Raw genomic sequence first — 14,739 nt, forward strand, 5'->3', positions numbered from 1 at the left:
TATAGGCGAGCACAAAGATCTCACCTCCGGAAATTTGCCGTCCTCGTTACAGGGGGCGCGTTCGCAAGTTCCCGCAGGTGAGCCATTTGCACTATCCCACCCCCTCGCGGTCGTAATCTTCACAGGGCGGCGCATGAAGGCGCCGCCGTACGCGTGGAGATCCAATGAGCCAGGACGTCCTGACCACCGAAACCAATCGCCGTCAGTTGCAGCAGATCATCGCCGGGCTGTCCGACGGGGTGATTCTGCTGGAACTCGACCAGACCCTTCTCTGGGCCAATGACGCCGCGTTGGCCATGCACGGCGTCGGGCAACTCAGCGAGCTGGGGGCGAATGCCAACGAGTACGCCAAGCGCTTCGCCTTGCGTTATCGCAATAATCATCCGGTTCAGACCGACAACTATCCGATCAGCCGCGTCGCCCGAGGCGAGTCCTTCAGCGATGTATTGGTTGAAGTGACGCCCGCCGCCGACGAAGAGCGCACCTGGGTTCACAGCGTGCGCAGCATGGTGTTGGCCGACAGCGCTGGCAAACCGGAGTCGCTGGTGCTGATCATGAACGATGTTACGGAGTGGGCCAGCGCCGAACAGCGTTTCGAAAAAACCTTCAATGCCAACCCGGCCCCGGCGGTGATCTGTCGCCTCAGCGATTTGCGCTATATCAAAGTCAACCCGGGCTTTCTGGAGATGACCGGCTATACCCGTGATCAGGTGATCGGCCGTTCGACCTATGAACTGGACGTGCTGGAGGGCGCCGAAAACAGAGACCTGGCCAAGCAGCGGTTGCGCGAAGGGGTGACCATTCCGCAAATGCAGGCGCAGCTGCAGTTAGCCGAAGGTGGCAGCAAACAGGTGATCGTCGCCGGCCAGCCCCTTGAGCTGAACGATGAAGCCTGCATGCTGTTTTCCTTCGTCGACATCGAGCCTCGGCATAAGGCCGAAGTCGCCCTGCGCCAGAGCGAGGAACGTTTTGCCAAGGCTTTTCGACTGACCCCAGTGCCGATCCTGGTGTGCAACGCCGTCGATCAGGTGGTGATGGACGTCAATGAAGCCTTCCTCGATACGCTCGCGTACACCAGTGAAGAAGTGCTTGGCAAATCGGTCACGCAGATCGATTTTATCGATGACAAAGGCGCCCGCGCGCAACTGTTTACCGCGCTGGAAAAAAACGGAAGCGTGGATCGTGTCGATGTCCGGGTACGCAAGAAAGGCGCCGGGCTCATCGATTGCGCGGTCTCGGCCGACACCGTGAACATTCAGGACAGGCCCTGCTACCTGCTGGTGTTCATGGACATCACCGAACGTAAACGCACAGAGCTGGAGTTGGTGTCGGCGATCGAAGAGGTCATGAAGGACGCTTCCTGGTTCAGCCGCACGCTCATCGAGAAACTCGCTAACGTAAAAAACGTCAACTCGCCGCTGTTGCCTAGTGTGTCTTTCACCGACCTGACTGCCCGCGAGCGTGATGTGCTCGGCCTCATTTGCGAAGGCCTGGCCGACAAGGAAATCGCCGCACGGCTCAAACTTGCGCCGAACACCGTGCGCAATCATGTCTCGACGGTGTATTCCAAACTCGACGTTCACAGTCGCAGCGAGGCGATTGTCTGGGCTCGCGAGCGCGGTTTGTTCTCCAGCGAGTGGCGGCCAAAGGCCCAGCGTTAGGTGCAAATGCACTACTCGAGGGGGTGCAAATTCATGTTCTGGACGGGCGCGGCAGTTCTTAGTCTGTGAGGGTGCGATACCGATCTGCGGGTATCGCCTCCCTATCAAAACAGCGACAGGAACTGCCGGATGATTCATGTGGCGCAATTGCGTATGCAACTGGAGCGGAGCTTTTCCCCGTTGGCCTGTGAGTGCAATGTCACGGGTGATCATTCATTGACGGTGAAGCTCTATCATCCCGTATCGGGTGAGGTGGACCTGGTGGTCAGTGGGTTGAACGTGGCCAACCTCAGAACGCCGGAGGCGGTGGCAGCATTGATCGACGAGCTGCGTTATGAACTTGAGAGCAGCACGTTGCATTGTCGCCAGATGTCCTAGGAACTGTCAGGTTTTGCCGGCGGTCGTATGAGGAATACGAAAGTATTTTTTCTGTGACCGGTCCGCTGATACGCGGTGAGAATGTTGGGTCGCGGAAGATCTCGATCACTTACCGCGGGTCAATCTATGAAAAGTCTTGGGAAACGCACTTTTACAACACTGTCGTTCGCACTCTGCATGGCGATTCTCGGGGGGTGTGCCAGTCCTCCGCCGCCACCTCCCGCGGCACCGCCTCCACCCCCTGTGCGCACCTGCCAAACCACTGAAGACACTGATGTGCAAGGCGATGTGAGGGCTGAGGGGCAGGTGACCCGGGAAACGACGCTCACTCGTTGCGTCACTCAGTAAGCACGTATTTGCTCACGTTGAACCGCCAGCGGCGCTGTGCCGCTGGCGAGTATTTGTGCGTTTTGCTCAAACTTCCTCGATCCTGACCCAACGCGACTCTTGTGCGGCCAAACGGATCGCTGTCGCCAGGCGTTCGACTTCCCACGCCTGCTCGAAATCCGTTCCCCCCTGAGACAAGCCTGCCAGCGCCAACACCAGCTCATGGACTTCCAGCGTCTTGAGCTCGTTGTATCCAAGCTGATGCCCTGCCGCCGGACTGAACGCGGCATAACCCGGCAGATTGGGACCTGCCAGCAAGCGCTGGAAACCGTCCTGACCGGCACGGAACAGACGCAGTTCATTCAGGCGTTCCTGATCGAACACCAACGTTCCTCGGGTGCCGCTGATTTCAAAACTCAGATGATTCTTGTAGCCGTGCTTGAGCCAACTGCTGCTGAACGTGCCCCGGGCGCCATTGGCAAACCGCAACAAGGCATGGACCTGATCATCGACGGCGATGCTGCGTTGCTCCGGACTGCCAGCCGTGGCGGGACGTTGCCGGTGTACGGTCTGGGTGTCGGCGCTCACTGCCTCGACATCGCCCACCAGATAACGGGCCATGGCCAGCAAGTGACTGCCCAGATCGGCCAATGCGCCACCGGCATGATTGGCATCGCAACGCCACGACCAGGGGGATGCGGGATCGGCCATGAAATCTTCGCTGAATTCACCCTGGAAACTGATGATCTGACCCAAGTCACCGTTTTCAATCAGCTCCCGGGCCAGCCCGATCATCGGGTTGTGCTGATAGTTGTAACCCACCCGCGTCACCACGCCCGCCGCTTTGGCCGCCAGGCGCATGGCGTCGGCCTGTTCCAGGTTCACGGCCAACGGCTTTTCGCAATACACCGGTTTGCCGGCGGCGAGGGCGGCCATGGCCATGGGGTAGTGCAGATGATTGGGCGTGGTGATGGCGATCAGATTGACCTTGGGGTCATCGATCAGTTGCTGCCAGTCGCTATGAGCCGTGCCGAAACCCCAGGCATCGGCGCAGTGGCGGGCACGCTGAGGATCAGCGTCGGCCAGGGCGGCGAGTTTGAGTTTGAGGGGCAGTTCGAAAACCGCACTGACGTTGCGAAACGCCAAGGCATGGGCGCGGCCCATGAAACCTGTGCCGATGAGTCCGATACCGAGTTCGTGCATAGCCGGGGTCCTTTTGGATTTTATTTTCAGGAGGGGCTATTTATGGAATAAATATTCCTTATTTGCAAATGGTGGAATTAATATTCTTTCGTGCGATCGTTCCCACGTTGTGCGTGGGAATGCCTTAATGGACGTTCTGCGTGCGTTTTGGGACGCGGAGCGTCCCGGGCTGCATTCCCACGCGGAGCGTGGGAACGATCATAAGCGCAAAAAAGAAGGCAGCCCGAAGGCTGCCTTTTGTTCATCCGCTACATCGGATCAGGACAAGAACCCACCATCCACATTCAACGAAACCCCGGTGGTGTAACTCGATGCATCACTGGCCAGATACAACACCGCTCCCGCCATCTCACTCGGATCCGCTACACGCTTGAGCGGAATCTGTTGCAGCGCGGTGTTCAAAATGGCCTCGTTCTTCACCAGTGCCGAAGCAAACTTGGTGTCGGTCAGGCCCGGCAGCAGGGCATTGCAGCGGATGCCGAACTGCGCGCATTCCTTGGCGAACACTTTGGTCATGTTGATGACCGCCGCTTTGGTCACCGAGTAGATGCCCTGGAAGATCCCTGGCGAGATGCCGTTGATCGACGCGACGTTGATGATGCTGCCGCCGCCGTTTTCGCGCATCAGCTTGCCGGCTTCCACCGACATGAAGAAGTAGCCGCGGATGTTCACATCGACGGTTTTCTGGAAAGCGCTGAGGTCGGTGTCCAGTACGTTGCAGAACTGCGGGTTGGTCGCCGCGTTGTTGACCAGGATGTCCAGGCGCCCGAACTGTTCGCGGATGCCGGCGAAGACCTGGCTGATCTGTTCCATTTCACCGATGTGGCACGCCACCGCAGTGGCTTTGCCGCCGGCGGCGATGATCGCGTCGGCTACGTGCTGGCAGCCGTCGAGTTTGCGGCTCGAGACGATGACGTGGGCGCCTTGCTGGGCCAGCAGTTTGGCGATGGCTTCACCGATGCCACGGCTGGCGCCGGATACAAATGCGATTTTGCCGTCGAGGTCGAACAACTGAGTCTTGGACATGGTTTTTCCTTGTTATTGGGGCCAGTGGCGTGATCAGAGGCTGGATTTCGAAATGACTTGCAGGCTCATCTGCTCCAGCAGTTTGTTCATGTGAATGAACTGCGCGAAGCGTTTGTCCTGGGTCTGGCCATGGAAGAAGCGGTAGTAGATCTGCTGCACGATGCCGGCCAGGCGGAACAAGCCGTAGGTGTAGTAGAAGTCGAAGTTGTCGATCTGGATGCCAGCGCGCTCGGCGTAGTAATCGACGAACTCACGGCGGGTCAGCATGCCCGGGGCGTGGCTTGGCTGGCGGCGCATCAATTGCACCGGGGCCGGGTCGTCGGCTTCGATCCAGTAGGCGAGAGTGTTGCCCAGGTCCATCAGCGGATCGCCGAGGGTGGTCAGTTCCCAGTCGAGCACGCCGATGATCTCCATCGGGTTGTTCGGGTCGAGGATCACGTTGTCGAAGCGGTAGTCGTTGTGGACGATGCTGGAGGTCGGGTGATCGGCCGGCATCTTGTCGTTGAGCCAGGCTTTGACCGTTTCCCACTTCGGTGCGTCCGGGGTCAGGGCTTTCTCGTAGCGATCGCTCCAGCCCTTGATCTGCCGTGCGACATAACCTTCGGGTTTGCCGAGGTCACCCAAGCCATAGGCGTTGTAGTCGACCCGGTGCAGTTCGACGAACTTGTCGATGAAGCTCTTGCACAGCGTTTCGGTTTTCGCCGAATCCAGACCCAGTTCCGGCGGCAGTTCGGAACGCAGGATGATCCCCTTGACCCGTTCCATCACATAGAACTCGGCGCTGATCACCGATTCGTCGGTGCAGTGCACGTAGGCTTTCGGGCAATACGGAAAACCGTCCCGGAGCTGATTGAGGATGCGAAACTCGCGGCCCATGTCGTGGGCGGACTTGGCTTTGTGGCCAAAGGGCGGGCGACGCAGGACGAACTCCTGTTCTGGGTATTCCAGCAAGTAGGTGAGGTTCGACGCACCGCCTGGAAACTGGCTGATCTGCGGCAAACCACTCAGGCCCGGAATGTGGGCCTTGAGGTATGGATCGATCAGGCTGGCATCGAGTTCTTCGCCGGTGCGGATACGGGTGGACTGGTCAGTAAGCGCCATGCTTATCCCTTCTGCTTATTCTGGAGGCCTGAGACTATTGGCTAATCTAATGCGCACACCCGACACCCACAACCACGAACGGCCCTTATAGGTGAGCGTGTTGCCGGACAATCATTGTTTTTGATACATCTGTTTGAATAGTGAATCAGATCATGCTCATCGACGATGGCAGGGCAATCGGGGTCAAAACCGGGTTGCCGGAGAAGAACGCCACCAGATTGCGACCTGCCAGCTCCACGGTGCCTTGAGTGGCTTCCGGGGACAAACCGGCGACATGCGGGGTGAGGATCACATTGGCCAACGCCTTGAAGGCATTGGGGACTTGGGGTTCTGTGTCGAAGACATCCAGCGCAGCGCCGGCAATCCTGCGCTGCTCAAGCGAGCTGATCAGGTCGGCGGTGACGATCACGCTGGCTCGGGCGATGTTGACGATGAACCCCTGGGGGCCCAAAGCGTCGAGTACTTGCCGGTTGATCAGGTGCTTGGTGCCTAGCCCGCCAGGGGTGGCGACGATCAAAAAGTCTGATTCCCGGGCCAGTTCGGTGGGCGTCGAGCGGAAGCTGTACGGCACGTCGCTGCGATGCTGGCGGTTGTGGTAACTGATCGTCATGTCGAAGCCGTGGGCGGCGCGTTTGGCGATGGCCATGCCGACCGCACCGAGCCCCAGGATGCCCAGGTGCTTGCCGGCCAGGGAAGGGCGCATGATTTTCGGCCACTCACCCCGGCGCACGGCGGCATCGCAACGGGGAATGTCACGCACCAGCGACAGCAGCATCGCCATGGCATGGTCGGCGACTGAAGAGGCGTTGACTCCGGCGCCATTGGTGACCGTAATGCCCCGGTTGGCGGCGGCTTGCAGGTCGACATGTTCATAACCGGCACCGATCACGCAGATGATCTTGAGATTGGGCAGGGCGGCGATTTCGTCGGCATACAAGCCCAATGGACCACGGGTCAGCACCGCATCGATCCGGGCGCCATGGCGCGTGATGGCGTCGGCGCGCTCGGCAGGTGTGGGAGCCAGAATCAGGTGAAAACCCTGATGTTCGAGAATCGGCAGGTACTCATTGATGGTTTCAACCAGTACCAGAACGGTTGCGGGCATGCTGGGCTCCTGTGGGCATCGGTAGTTCGGAGGCTCGAACGTCGCTTCGGATGGCTGATGGCGCAACGGTCTGGCATTAACCAAAGATAGCAGGCTTGTGGCCTGCGACCTCAGTGTAGGAGCGTTCCTTGGCGCTCACACATCCACGGTGTTCAATACCTTGGCGAAGGCACCGTTTCGGCATGTTGCGCTCCCTGGCCTGACGAATGAGTTGCTGGATGTTCGCCAGTACCCGTTCACCGTCGTAGGGTTTTTCCGCGCCATGGTACAGACCGACCTGCATATCGATGATCAATAGCGCTGATGAAACGACAAGACCCCGGTCCATTGCTGGCGGGGCCTTGGGTTCACCCGGCGTCGCGGGTGTGTCAACGGCCGTAGCCGGGGGGGAAATATCCGGGCTGCCAGCAATCAGCTGACGTACTGGGCTATTCCATTGCCAAACGACCAGTTCTCTTTCTTTACCTCCACCAGATTGATGAATACATCTTCCAGGCGCACCGCCAGTTCCGAGTTAAGGCTCTCGGCGATGGTTTTGTAGAGGAGTTTTTTCTGCTCGATCGTGCGGCCTTCGCTCAGGGTGATCTGAATCACCACCAGATTGTCGGTTCGATTGATGCCCAGGTAGCCGGGATCAAAGATGAAATGCTGTTCGTCGTGCTCGGCCAGAATCTGGAAGTTATCGTTCTCGGGCACGGCGATGGCGCTGTGCAGGGCGGCGTAGATCAATTGCCCGACACGTTTGGCGTGAGTAGGGTCTTGATGCTTCTTGATGTCGACGCGAACGAGTGGCATGAGAGGGCTCCGCAGGTAAGGGCTGACGGCCAGCAGTCGGAATCGAAATTACAGGACGACAATCCTTTATTGGATAGATTTTTTTAGAACAGCTATTCAATAAAGGGATGCCAAGCATCTGATCCGTTCAACCACTCCTCAGCTAAGTCTTTGCTTCTGCTGATTAATCCCGGACAATCGCGCCCCTGTTTCGGCCAGGGCGCTGCCTGTCGGATTTTTCCGACTCGTCCTGACCGGGTAGCAACTGACCGGAATGCGGAGATCCCACCGGATGAATGATCAGGCCAATAGCGTCGACGAACGCTATGTATCGACGGCACCAGCGACGCTTGAGAGCTGGAATCGCCATGACACCACCTGGATGCTGGGCCTGTTTGGCACAGCCATCGGGGCCGGCACGCTGTTTTTGCCGATCAACGCGGGTCTGGGCGGCTTCTGGCCGTTGCTGGTCCTGGCGGTGTTGGCGTTCCCCATGACGTTTTACGCACACCGTGGCCTGACCCGCTTCGTGTTGTCCGGACGCGAAGGCGCGGACATCACTGAAGTCGTGGAAGAGCACTTCGGGATCAAGGCTGGTGCGCTGATCACCTTGCTGTATTTCTTTGCGATCTTCCCGATCCTGCTGATTTATAGCGTGGCCCTGACCAATACCGTGGGCAGTTTCCTCGAGCATCAATTGCACATCATGCCGCCACCGCGCGCCGTGCTGTCGCTGGTGCTGATCCTCGGCCTGTTGGCGGTGGTGCGTTGCGGCGAGCAGGTGATCGTCAAGGCGATGAGCCTGATGGTTTATCCGTTCATTGTTGCGCTGCTGTTCCTCGCGGTGTTCCTGATTCCACACTGGAACGGCGGCATTCTCGCCACCGCATCGACACTGCCGGAACCCTCGGCACTGTTGCATACGCTGTGGCTGGCGATTCCGGTGATGGTGTTCTCGTTCAACCATTCGCCGATCATCTCGGCGTTCGCGGTGGACCAGAAGCGTCGTTACGGCGATCACGCCGAAGAGCGCAGCTCGCAGATCCTGTCCCGGGCCCACCTCTTGATGGTGGTGATGGTGTTGTTCTTCGTGTTCAGTTGCGTGCTGACCCTGTCGCCGGCGCAACTGGCGGAAGCCAAGGCGCAGAACCTGTCGATCCTGTCGTACCTGGCCAACCACTTCAGCAACCCGACCATCGCCTTCGCGGCGCCGTTGATTGCGTTCGTGGCCATTTCCAAGTCGTTCCTTGGCCACTACATCGGCGCCAGCGAAGGCCTTAAAGGTCTGATCGTGAAGAGTGGCAAGCGCCCGGCACCGAAGACCCTCGATCGCATGACTGCCGCCTTCATGCTGGTGGTCTGCTGGATCGTTGCCACGCTGAACCCGAGCATTCTGGGGATGATCGAAACCCTCGGTGGTCCGATCATCGCCGCGATCCTGTTCCTGATGCCGATGTACGCAATCCGCAAGGTTCCGGCCATGGCGCGTTATCGCGGTCAGGCTTCCAACGTCTTCGTGACGGCGGTGGGCCTGGTGGCGATTTCGGCGTTGATCTATTCGCTGACAGCTTGAATTTGAGCGACCACTGACGTTTCTATGGGGCTGTGAGTCCGCTATCGCGAGCAGGCTCACTCCCACAGGTTCTGCACCCGTTCCTGTGGGAGCGAGCCTGCTCGCGATGGGGGGCGCCTCGTTCTTCAGGTAAGCCAGGCAGTGGGCCCCATATTTCTTCAGGCATAAAAAAACGCCGCTCATCTCACGATGGGCGGCGTTTTTTATTGCGTTGCAGCGTTAGGCTTGAACGACCGGGATGTTGGCGTTCGCAGCAGCTTCACGGAACTCGGCGATCTGGTCGAAGGACAGGTAGCGGTAGACATCGGCCGCCATGCTGTCGATCTTGCCAGCGTATTCCATGTACTCCTCGACGGTCGGCAGGCGACCCAGGATGGAAGCAACAGACGCCAGCTCGGCCGAAGCCAGGTAGACGTTCGCGCCGTCACCCAGACGGTTCGGGAAGTTACGGGTCGACGTCGACACAACAGTGGAGTTCGGTTCTACACGTGCCTGGTTACCCATGCACAGCGAGCAGCCCGGCATTTCCATGCGTGCGCCGGCCTTGCCGTAGATGCCGTAGTAGCCTTCTTCGGTCAGCTGGTGAGCGTCCATTTTGGTCGGCGGCGATAGCCACAGACGGGTTGGCAGCTGGCCTTTGACCTGTTCCAGCAACTTGCCGGCAGCGCGGAAGTGGCCGATGTTGGTCATGCACGAACCGATGAACACTTCGTCGATTTTCTCGCCAGCAACGCTGGACAGCAGACGGGCGTCGTCCGGATCGTTTGGCGCGCAGAGCACAGGCTCCTTGATGTCGGCCAGGTCGATTTCGATGATTTCAGCGTATTCGGCGTCAGCATCGGCAACCATCAACTCAGGGTTGGCGATCCAGGCTTCCATCGCTTGAGCACGACGTTCCAGGGTGCGCGCATCGCCGTAGCCTTCGCCGATCATCCAGCGCAGCAGGGTGACGTTGGAGCTCAGGTACTCGGTGATCGACTCTTTCGACAGCTTGATGGTGCAACCGGCAGCCGAACGTTCGGCCGAGGCGTCGGACAGCTCGAACGCTTGCTCGATGCTCAGGTTGTCCAGGCCTTCGATTTCCAGGATGCGGCCGGAGAAGGCGTTCTTCTTGCCTTTCTTCTCGACGGTCAGCAGGCCAGCCTGAATCGCGAAGTAAGGAATGGCGTGAACCAGGTCACGCAGGGTGACGCCCGGTTGCATTTTGCCTTTGAAGCGCACCAGGATCGATTCCGGCATGTCCAGCGGCATAACGCCAGTGGCTGCGGCAAACGCGACCAGACCGGAACCGGCCGGGAACGAAATGCCCATCGGGAAACGGGTGTGCGAGTCACCACCGGTACCGACGGTGTCCGGCAGCAGCATACGGTTCAGCCAGCTGTGGATGATGCCGTCGCCCGGACGCAGGGAAACGCCGCCGCGGGTCATGATGAAGTCTGGCAGGGTGTGGTGGGTGGTCACGTCGATCGGCTTAGGGTAAGCCGCGGTGTGGCAGAAGGACTGCATCACCAGATCGGTCGAGAAGCCCAGGCACGCCAGGTCTTTCAGTTCGTCACGGGTCATCGGACCGGTGGTGTCCTGGGAGCCGACGGTGGTCATCTTCGGTTCGCAGTAGGTGCCAGGACGAACGCCTTTGCCTTCTGGCAGGCCGCACGCCTTGCCGACCATTTTCTGTGCCAGGGTGAAGCCTTTGCCGGTGTCGACAGGTGCTTCAGGCAGCTTGAACAGGTCGGTAGGGCCCAGGCCCAATTCGGCACGGGCCTTATCGGTCAGGCCGCGACCGATGATCAGCGGAATCCGGCCGCCAGCGCGAACTTCGTCCAACAGCACCGGAGTCTTCATTTCGAAGGTGGTCAGGACTTCGTCAGTGCCGTGCTTGCAGACTTTGCCAGCATGCGGGTACAGGTCGATCACGTCGCCCATGTGCATGTTGGTAACGTCGAATTCGATTGGCAGTGCGCCCGCGTCTTCCATGGTGTTGTAGAAGATCGGAGCGATTTTGCTGCCGAAGCAGAAACCACCGGCACGCTTGTTCGGTACGAAAGGAACGTCGTCGCCGAAGAACCACAGCACCGAGTTGGTGGCGGATTTACGCGAAGAACCGGTACCGACCACGTCACCGACGTAGGCGATCGGGAAGCCGGAGTTGCGCATTTCTTCGATCTGCTTCATCGGGCCGGTGACGCCCTGGACGTCAGGCACGATGCCTTCACGGGCCATTTTCAGCATGGCGAGGGCGTGCAGCGGGATGTCCGGGCGGGACCAGGCGTCCGGAGCAGGGGACAGGTCGTCGGTGTTGGTTTCGCCGGTGACCTTGAACACGCGAAGGCTGATCTTGTCGGCCAGGACAGGGCGGTTCTTGAACCACTCGCCGTCAGCCCAGGATTGCAGCACGCCTTTAGCGTGAACGTTGCCGTTCTTGGCTTTTTCAGCGACGTCGTGGAAAGCGTCGAACATCAGCAGGGTGTGCTTGAGTTCTTCGGCAGCGACTGGCGCCAGTTCGGCGTCTTCCAGCAGATTGACCAGCGTCACGATGTTGTAGCCGCCCTGCATGGTGCCGAGCAGTTCAACAGCGCGTTTCTTGTCGATCAGAGGGGATTTTGCTTCGCCTTTGGCGAGGGCAGACAGGAAACCGGCCTTTACATAGGCTGCTTCGTCCACACCTGGCGGAATGCGATTGGTGATCAGGTCAACGAGGAAAGCTTCTTCGCCCGCCGGGGGATTCTTCAGCAGCTCGACCAGGCCTGCAGTTTGTTCGGCGTTTAGCGGCTGGGGAACGATACCCAGTGCTGCACGCTCTTCGATATGTTTGCGGTAGGCTTCAAGCACAGTTATTACCCTCATCAGTGGTCCCAAATGGGTGTCCGGGACGCTCATCCCGAAATTGCCGTACTCATGCGCTGCGTGGCGTTGTGGGCCGCTTAGCCAGAATTACCGACAATTCCTTACAGAAGCTGCTTTCAAAGTTTTACGCCTGCAGAACGGGGGAGCTGATGAGGGTTGGCGTTGGGCTTTTCCCCGCTGGAAAAACCCTTCGCCAACACCGCTCTGAAGGAACGACTGTGCTCGTGACGCTTTGAAAACAGCTTCTAACGGACATTGGCGCCTTAAAAGGCTGGCTGATTCTACGGCAAAAAAAATTTAAAGGTAAGTTGGCCCTCGAACTTTGAGGGGTGATGAATGTTAGACAAAGGGCTAACATGCCGACCTGTTCTGCTTTCCCGTGCTCTCCCAACCTATGCCCAATCAGACCATCAAGACCCCCTGCGTCGGCCTCTGCTCCACTGTTTACGGTGATTTGGTGTGCCGAGGCTGCAAGCGTTTCCACCATGAAGTGATCAACTGGAATGGTTACAACGAGGAGGAAAAGCGCGCGGTGTGGCTGCGTCTTGAGCTATTGCTGTCCCAGGTGATGGCCAGCAAGCTTGAAGTTTTCGATCCCCAGCGCCTGCGTCTGCAGCTGGAGCAGCGCAAGATCCGCTTTGTGCCGCATCAGTCGGAATATTGCTGGGCGTATCAGTTGATCGCCCGGGGCGCGCGGGTCATCAACAACCTGGAAGCCTACGGGATGGTGCTGATGCCGGAGTTTCGCGACTGGAACCTGCCGGAACTGCGGGATGCCATTGATCGGGAATTCTTTTTGCTCTCCGAGGCGCATTACCAGCGCTACATTGCGCCCGGTTTCCTCAAAGACGCGTTCGGCGGCTGAAAAGCATCGCGGGCAAGCCACGCTCCCACAGGGTTTGTGTCGTGCACAATGGTTGTGATCGACACGAACCCTGTGGGAGCGTGGCTTGCCCGCGAAGGCGTCCTTATTGGCGCTGCCTATATCAATGCTGGGTCACGATCTCCTCCAGATGGTCCATGATCGTGTCCGGCTTCAGCACCAGCACATCGCTCTCCACCGCATCGAGCACCACTTCCGCCGTATTGCCGATCAACGCCCCTGACAAACCGGACCGCGCCACGGTACCAATCACCGTCACCGCCGCTTGCAGCTTGTGGACCATGAACGGAATCAACACATCCGCCGGGCCTTCCTCGATATGCAGGTGCTCGTCATCAATATCGAATTCGGCCTGAAACGATTTGCACTGTTCGCGATAGCGCGCCTCGATGGTTTCGCTGAGCTGTAACGTCGGGTCGGCCGCCGACAGCATCGGCGATGGATGGGCGCTGACCACGTGCAAATGGGCCTTCGCCAGGCTGGCGATGTCGTAACCGTGATCGACGATACAAGCGTGCAAGGTGCGGTGTTCGGCATCGGTATTACCGACATCGATTGCCGCCAGAATGACCCCGCCAGTCCAGGGTTTCGAGGTTTTGACCAGCAGCACCGGCGTCGGGCAGTAACGCAGCAGTTTCCAGTCCGCCGGGGTCAGCAGGGCTTTTTTCAGCGGGCTGTCGGGGTAATGTTGTTTGATCACCAGTCCGCAGCCTTCAGCCTGCTGCACATCGACAATGGTTTCGTGCAGGCTTTCGTTCCACGCCTGCTCGGTGGTGACGCTGTAGCCGTCCTCTATCAGCGCGGCCTTGAGCACGCCCAACATGCCGCTGTGGTCATGCTTGCGGTCGCAGACCAGCAGATGCAGATGAGCCTGGGTCACGCCGGCAATTAGCTTGGCCCGTTTGAGCGCCAGGCTTTCCGAGTGTTCAGGTTCGAGGACCACCAGAATGCTGCGAATGGCTTGCATGATCGGGATCTCCATGAAGTAAAAAATACTGCGTTGGACAACTATAGTTGCTGGCTGGCCATTCGGGACTTGATGTATATCAACGGTCGCGACTGGTGGTCTGCTGGCAGGCCGGTATAATCGGCGCCCTTCGATTTTGAACCTCTTGTCCGTGAGCCCCATGATCCTTCCCGAAATTCACGAGTTCCTCGGCTGCCGCACCCCCGATGGCTGGGTTCAGGCCGCGCTGGCTGATCAGGAAACCCTGCTGATCGATCACAAAAACTGTGAATTCAAGGCCGCCAGTACCGCGTTGAGCCTGATTGCCAAGTATCACTCCCACGTCGATCTGATCAACCTGATGTCGCGACTGGCCCGGGAAGAGCTGGTTCACCATGAACAGGTCATGCGCCTGATGAAAAAGCGCAAGATCGAGCTGCGTCAGCTGTCCGCCGGGCGCTACGCTTCGGGCCTGCGCAAAGTGGTGCGCAGCCACGAGCCGGTCAAACTGGTGGACACCCTGGTGGTCGGCGCCTTTATCGAAGCCCGTAGCTGCGAGCGCTTTGAAGCGCTGGTGCCGCACCTGGATGAAGATTTGGGCAAGTTCTATTTCGGCCTGCTGAAAAGCGAGGCCCGGCATTTCCAGGGTTACCTGAAACTGGCCTACCAGTACGGTGACGCCAAGGACATCGCCCAGGTGATCGACAGGGTTCGCACCGCCGAGCAAGAGCTGATCGAGTCGCCGGACGTGGAGTTTCGTTTCCACAGCGGTGTGCCAGCGGCCGCCTGACGCTTCGACGGCAAATGTAAAAAACTCTTAAAAGTATGAAACATCTCCGAAAACCGGCCCCCGAGGCCGGTTTTTGCTGCCTGCGATAACCGTCCGGTCACCGATTGGCGCCATAATGCCGGCCACTT

12 protein-coding genes and 1 pseudogene are annotated in these 14,739 nt (G+C 58.9%); 5 read left to right on the forward strand and 8 right to left on the reverse strand.

The features are described from left to right. The first annotated feature begins 164 nt into the window (after positions 1-164). Both BLW70_RS18205 and BLW70_RS18210 read left to right on the forward strand, forming a co-directional pair. Positions 165-1,661 (forward strand): helix-turn-helix transcriptional regulator, encoded by a 1,497-nt coding sequence (locus tag BLW70_RS18205; protein WP_074876222.1) that lies wholly within the window; start codon positions 165-167, stop codon positions 1,659-1,661. Positions 1,662-1,790: 129 nt separating this feature from the next. Beyond that, positions 1,791-2,039 (forward strand): DUF1652 domain-containing protein, encoded by a 249-nt coding sequence (locus BLW70_RS18210; protein ID WP_074876224.1) that lies wholly within the window; start codon positions 1,791-1,793, stop codon positions 2,037-2,039. A gap of 414 nt (positions 2,040-2,453) precedes the next feature. Here the strand turns inward: BLW70_RS18210 and BLW70_RS18215 are convergent, their stop codons facing one another. The 6 genes and pseudogenes from BLW70_RS18215 to BLW70_RS18240 form a co-directional block, all read right to left on the reverse strand. Then, entirely contained in the window at positions 2,454-3,569 is a 1,116-nt protein-coding gene (locus BLW70_RS18215) for a Gfo/Idh/MocA family protein (protein WP_074876225.1), read from the reverse strand. Between the two features lie 258 nt (positions 3,570-3,827). Further along, entirely contained in the window at positions 3,828-4,595 is a 768-nt protein-coding gene (locus BLW70_RS18220; RefSeq protein WP_008149805.1) for an SDR family oxidoreductase, read from the reverse strand. Between the two features lie 33 nt (positions 4,596-4,628). Next, a complete protein-coding gene (locus BLW70_RS18225; RefSeq protein WP_074876227.1) occupies positions 4,629-5,696 on the reverse strand; it encodes a phosphotransferase family protein in 1,068 nt (355 codons plus the stop codon). Positions 5,697-5,841: 145 nt separating this feature from the next. Further along, positions 5,842-6,801, reverse strand: a complete 960-nt coding sequence (locus BLW70_RS18230) for a 2-hydroxyacid dehydrogenase (RefSeq protein WP_074876229.1) — start codon at positions 6,799-6,801, stop codon at positions 5,842-5,844. A 163-nt stretch (positions 6,802-6,964) separates the two neighbouring features. Continuing rightward, a pseudogene (locus BLW70_RS31315) lies at positions 6,965-7,129 on the reverse strand (isochorismatase family protein); the annotation flags it as partial. Positions 7,130-7,212: 83 nt separating this feature from the next. After that, positions 7,213-7,596 (reverse strand): tautomerase family protein, encoded by a 384-nt coding sequence (locus BLW70_RS18240; protein WP_074876231.1) that lies wholly within the window; start codon positions 7,594-7,596, stop codon positions 7,213-7,215. 271 nt (positions 7,597-7,867) lie between these two features. Here BLW70_RS18240 and BLW70_RS18245 point away from each other — a divergent pair, with 271 nt between their 5' ends. Next, on the forward strand, positions 7,868-9,148 hold the full coding sequence (locus BLW70_RS18245) for a serine/threonine transporter (RefSeq protein WP_074876234.1): 1,281 nt from the start codon (positions 7,868-7,870) through the stop codon (positions 9,146-9,148). A 219-nt stretch (positions 9,149-9,367) separates the two neighbouring features. Here BLW70_RS18245 and acnB read toward each other — a convergent pair whose 3' ends face one another. Next, positions 9,368-11,977 (reverse strand): bifunctional aconitate hydratase 2/2-methylisocitrate dehydratase, encoded by a 2,610-nt coding sequence (acnB, locus tag BLW70_RS18250; protein WP_074876236.1) that lies wholly within the window; start codon positions 11,975-11,977, stop codon positions 9,368-9,370. Positions 11,978-12,386: 409 nt separating this feature from the next. Here acnB and BLW70_RS18255 point away from each other — a divergent pair, with 409 nt between their 5' ends. Then, complete coding sequence (locus tag BLW70_RS18255) at positions 12,387-12,857, forward strand: DUF1289 domain-containing protein (RefSeq protein WP_008149863.1); 471 nt, start codon at positions 12,387-12,389, stop codon at positions 12,855-12,857. Positions 12,858-12,978: 121 nt separating this feature from the next. Here BLW70_RS18255 and BLW70_RS18260 read toward each other — a convergent pair whose 3' ends face one another. Continuing rightward, the gene (locus tag BLW70_RS18260) at positions 12,979-13,842 is read right to left on the reverse strand and encodes a universal stress protein (protein WP_074876238.1); all 864 of its coding nucleotides are present in this window, start codon (positions 13,840-13,842) and stop codon (positions 12,979-12,981) included. Positions 13,843-14,002: 160 nt separating this feature from the next. On the opposite strand from BLW70_RS18260, the gene BLW70_RS18265 reads away from it, so the two are divergent. Then, positions 14,003-14,611 (forward strand): MiaE family protein, encoded by a 609-nt coding sequence (locus BLW70_RS18265; protein WP_074876240.1) that lies wholly within the window; start codon positions 14,003-14,005, stop codon positions 14,609-14,611. Positions 14,612-14,739 lie beyond the last annotated feature (128 nt).

The sequence above is a fragment of the Pseudomonas frederiksbergensis genome (assembly GCF_900105495.1).
GTDB lineage: Bacteria > Pseudomonadota > Gammaproteobacteria > Pseudomonadales > Pseudomonadaceae > Aquipseudomonas > Aquipseudomonas frederiksbergensis.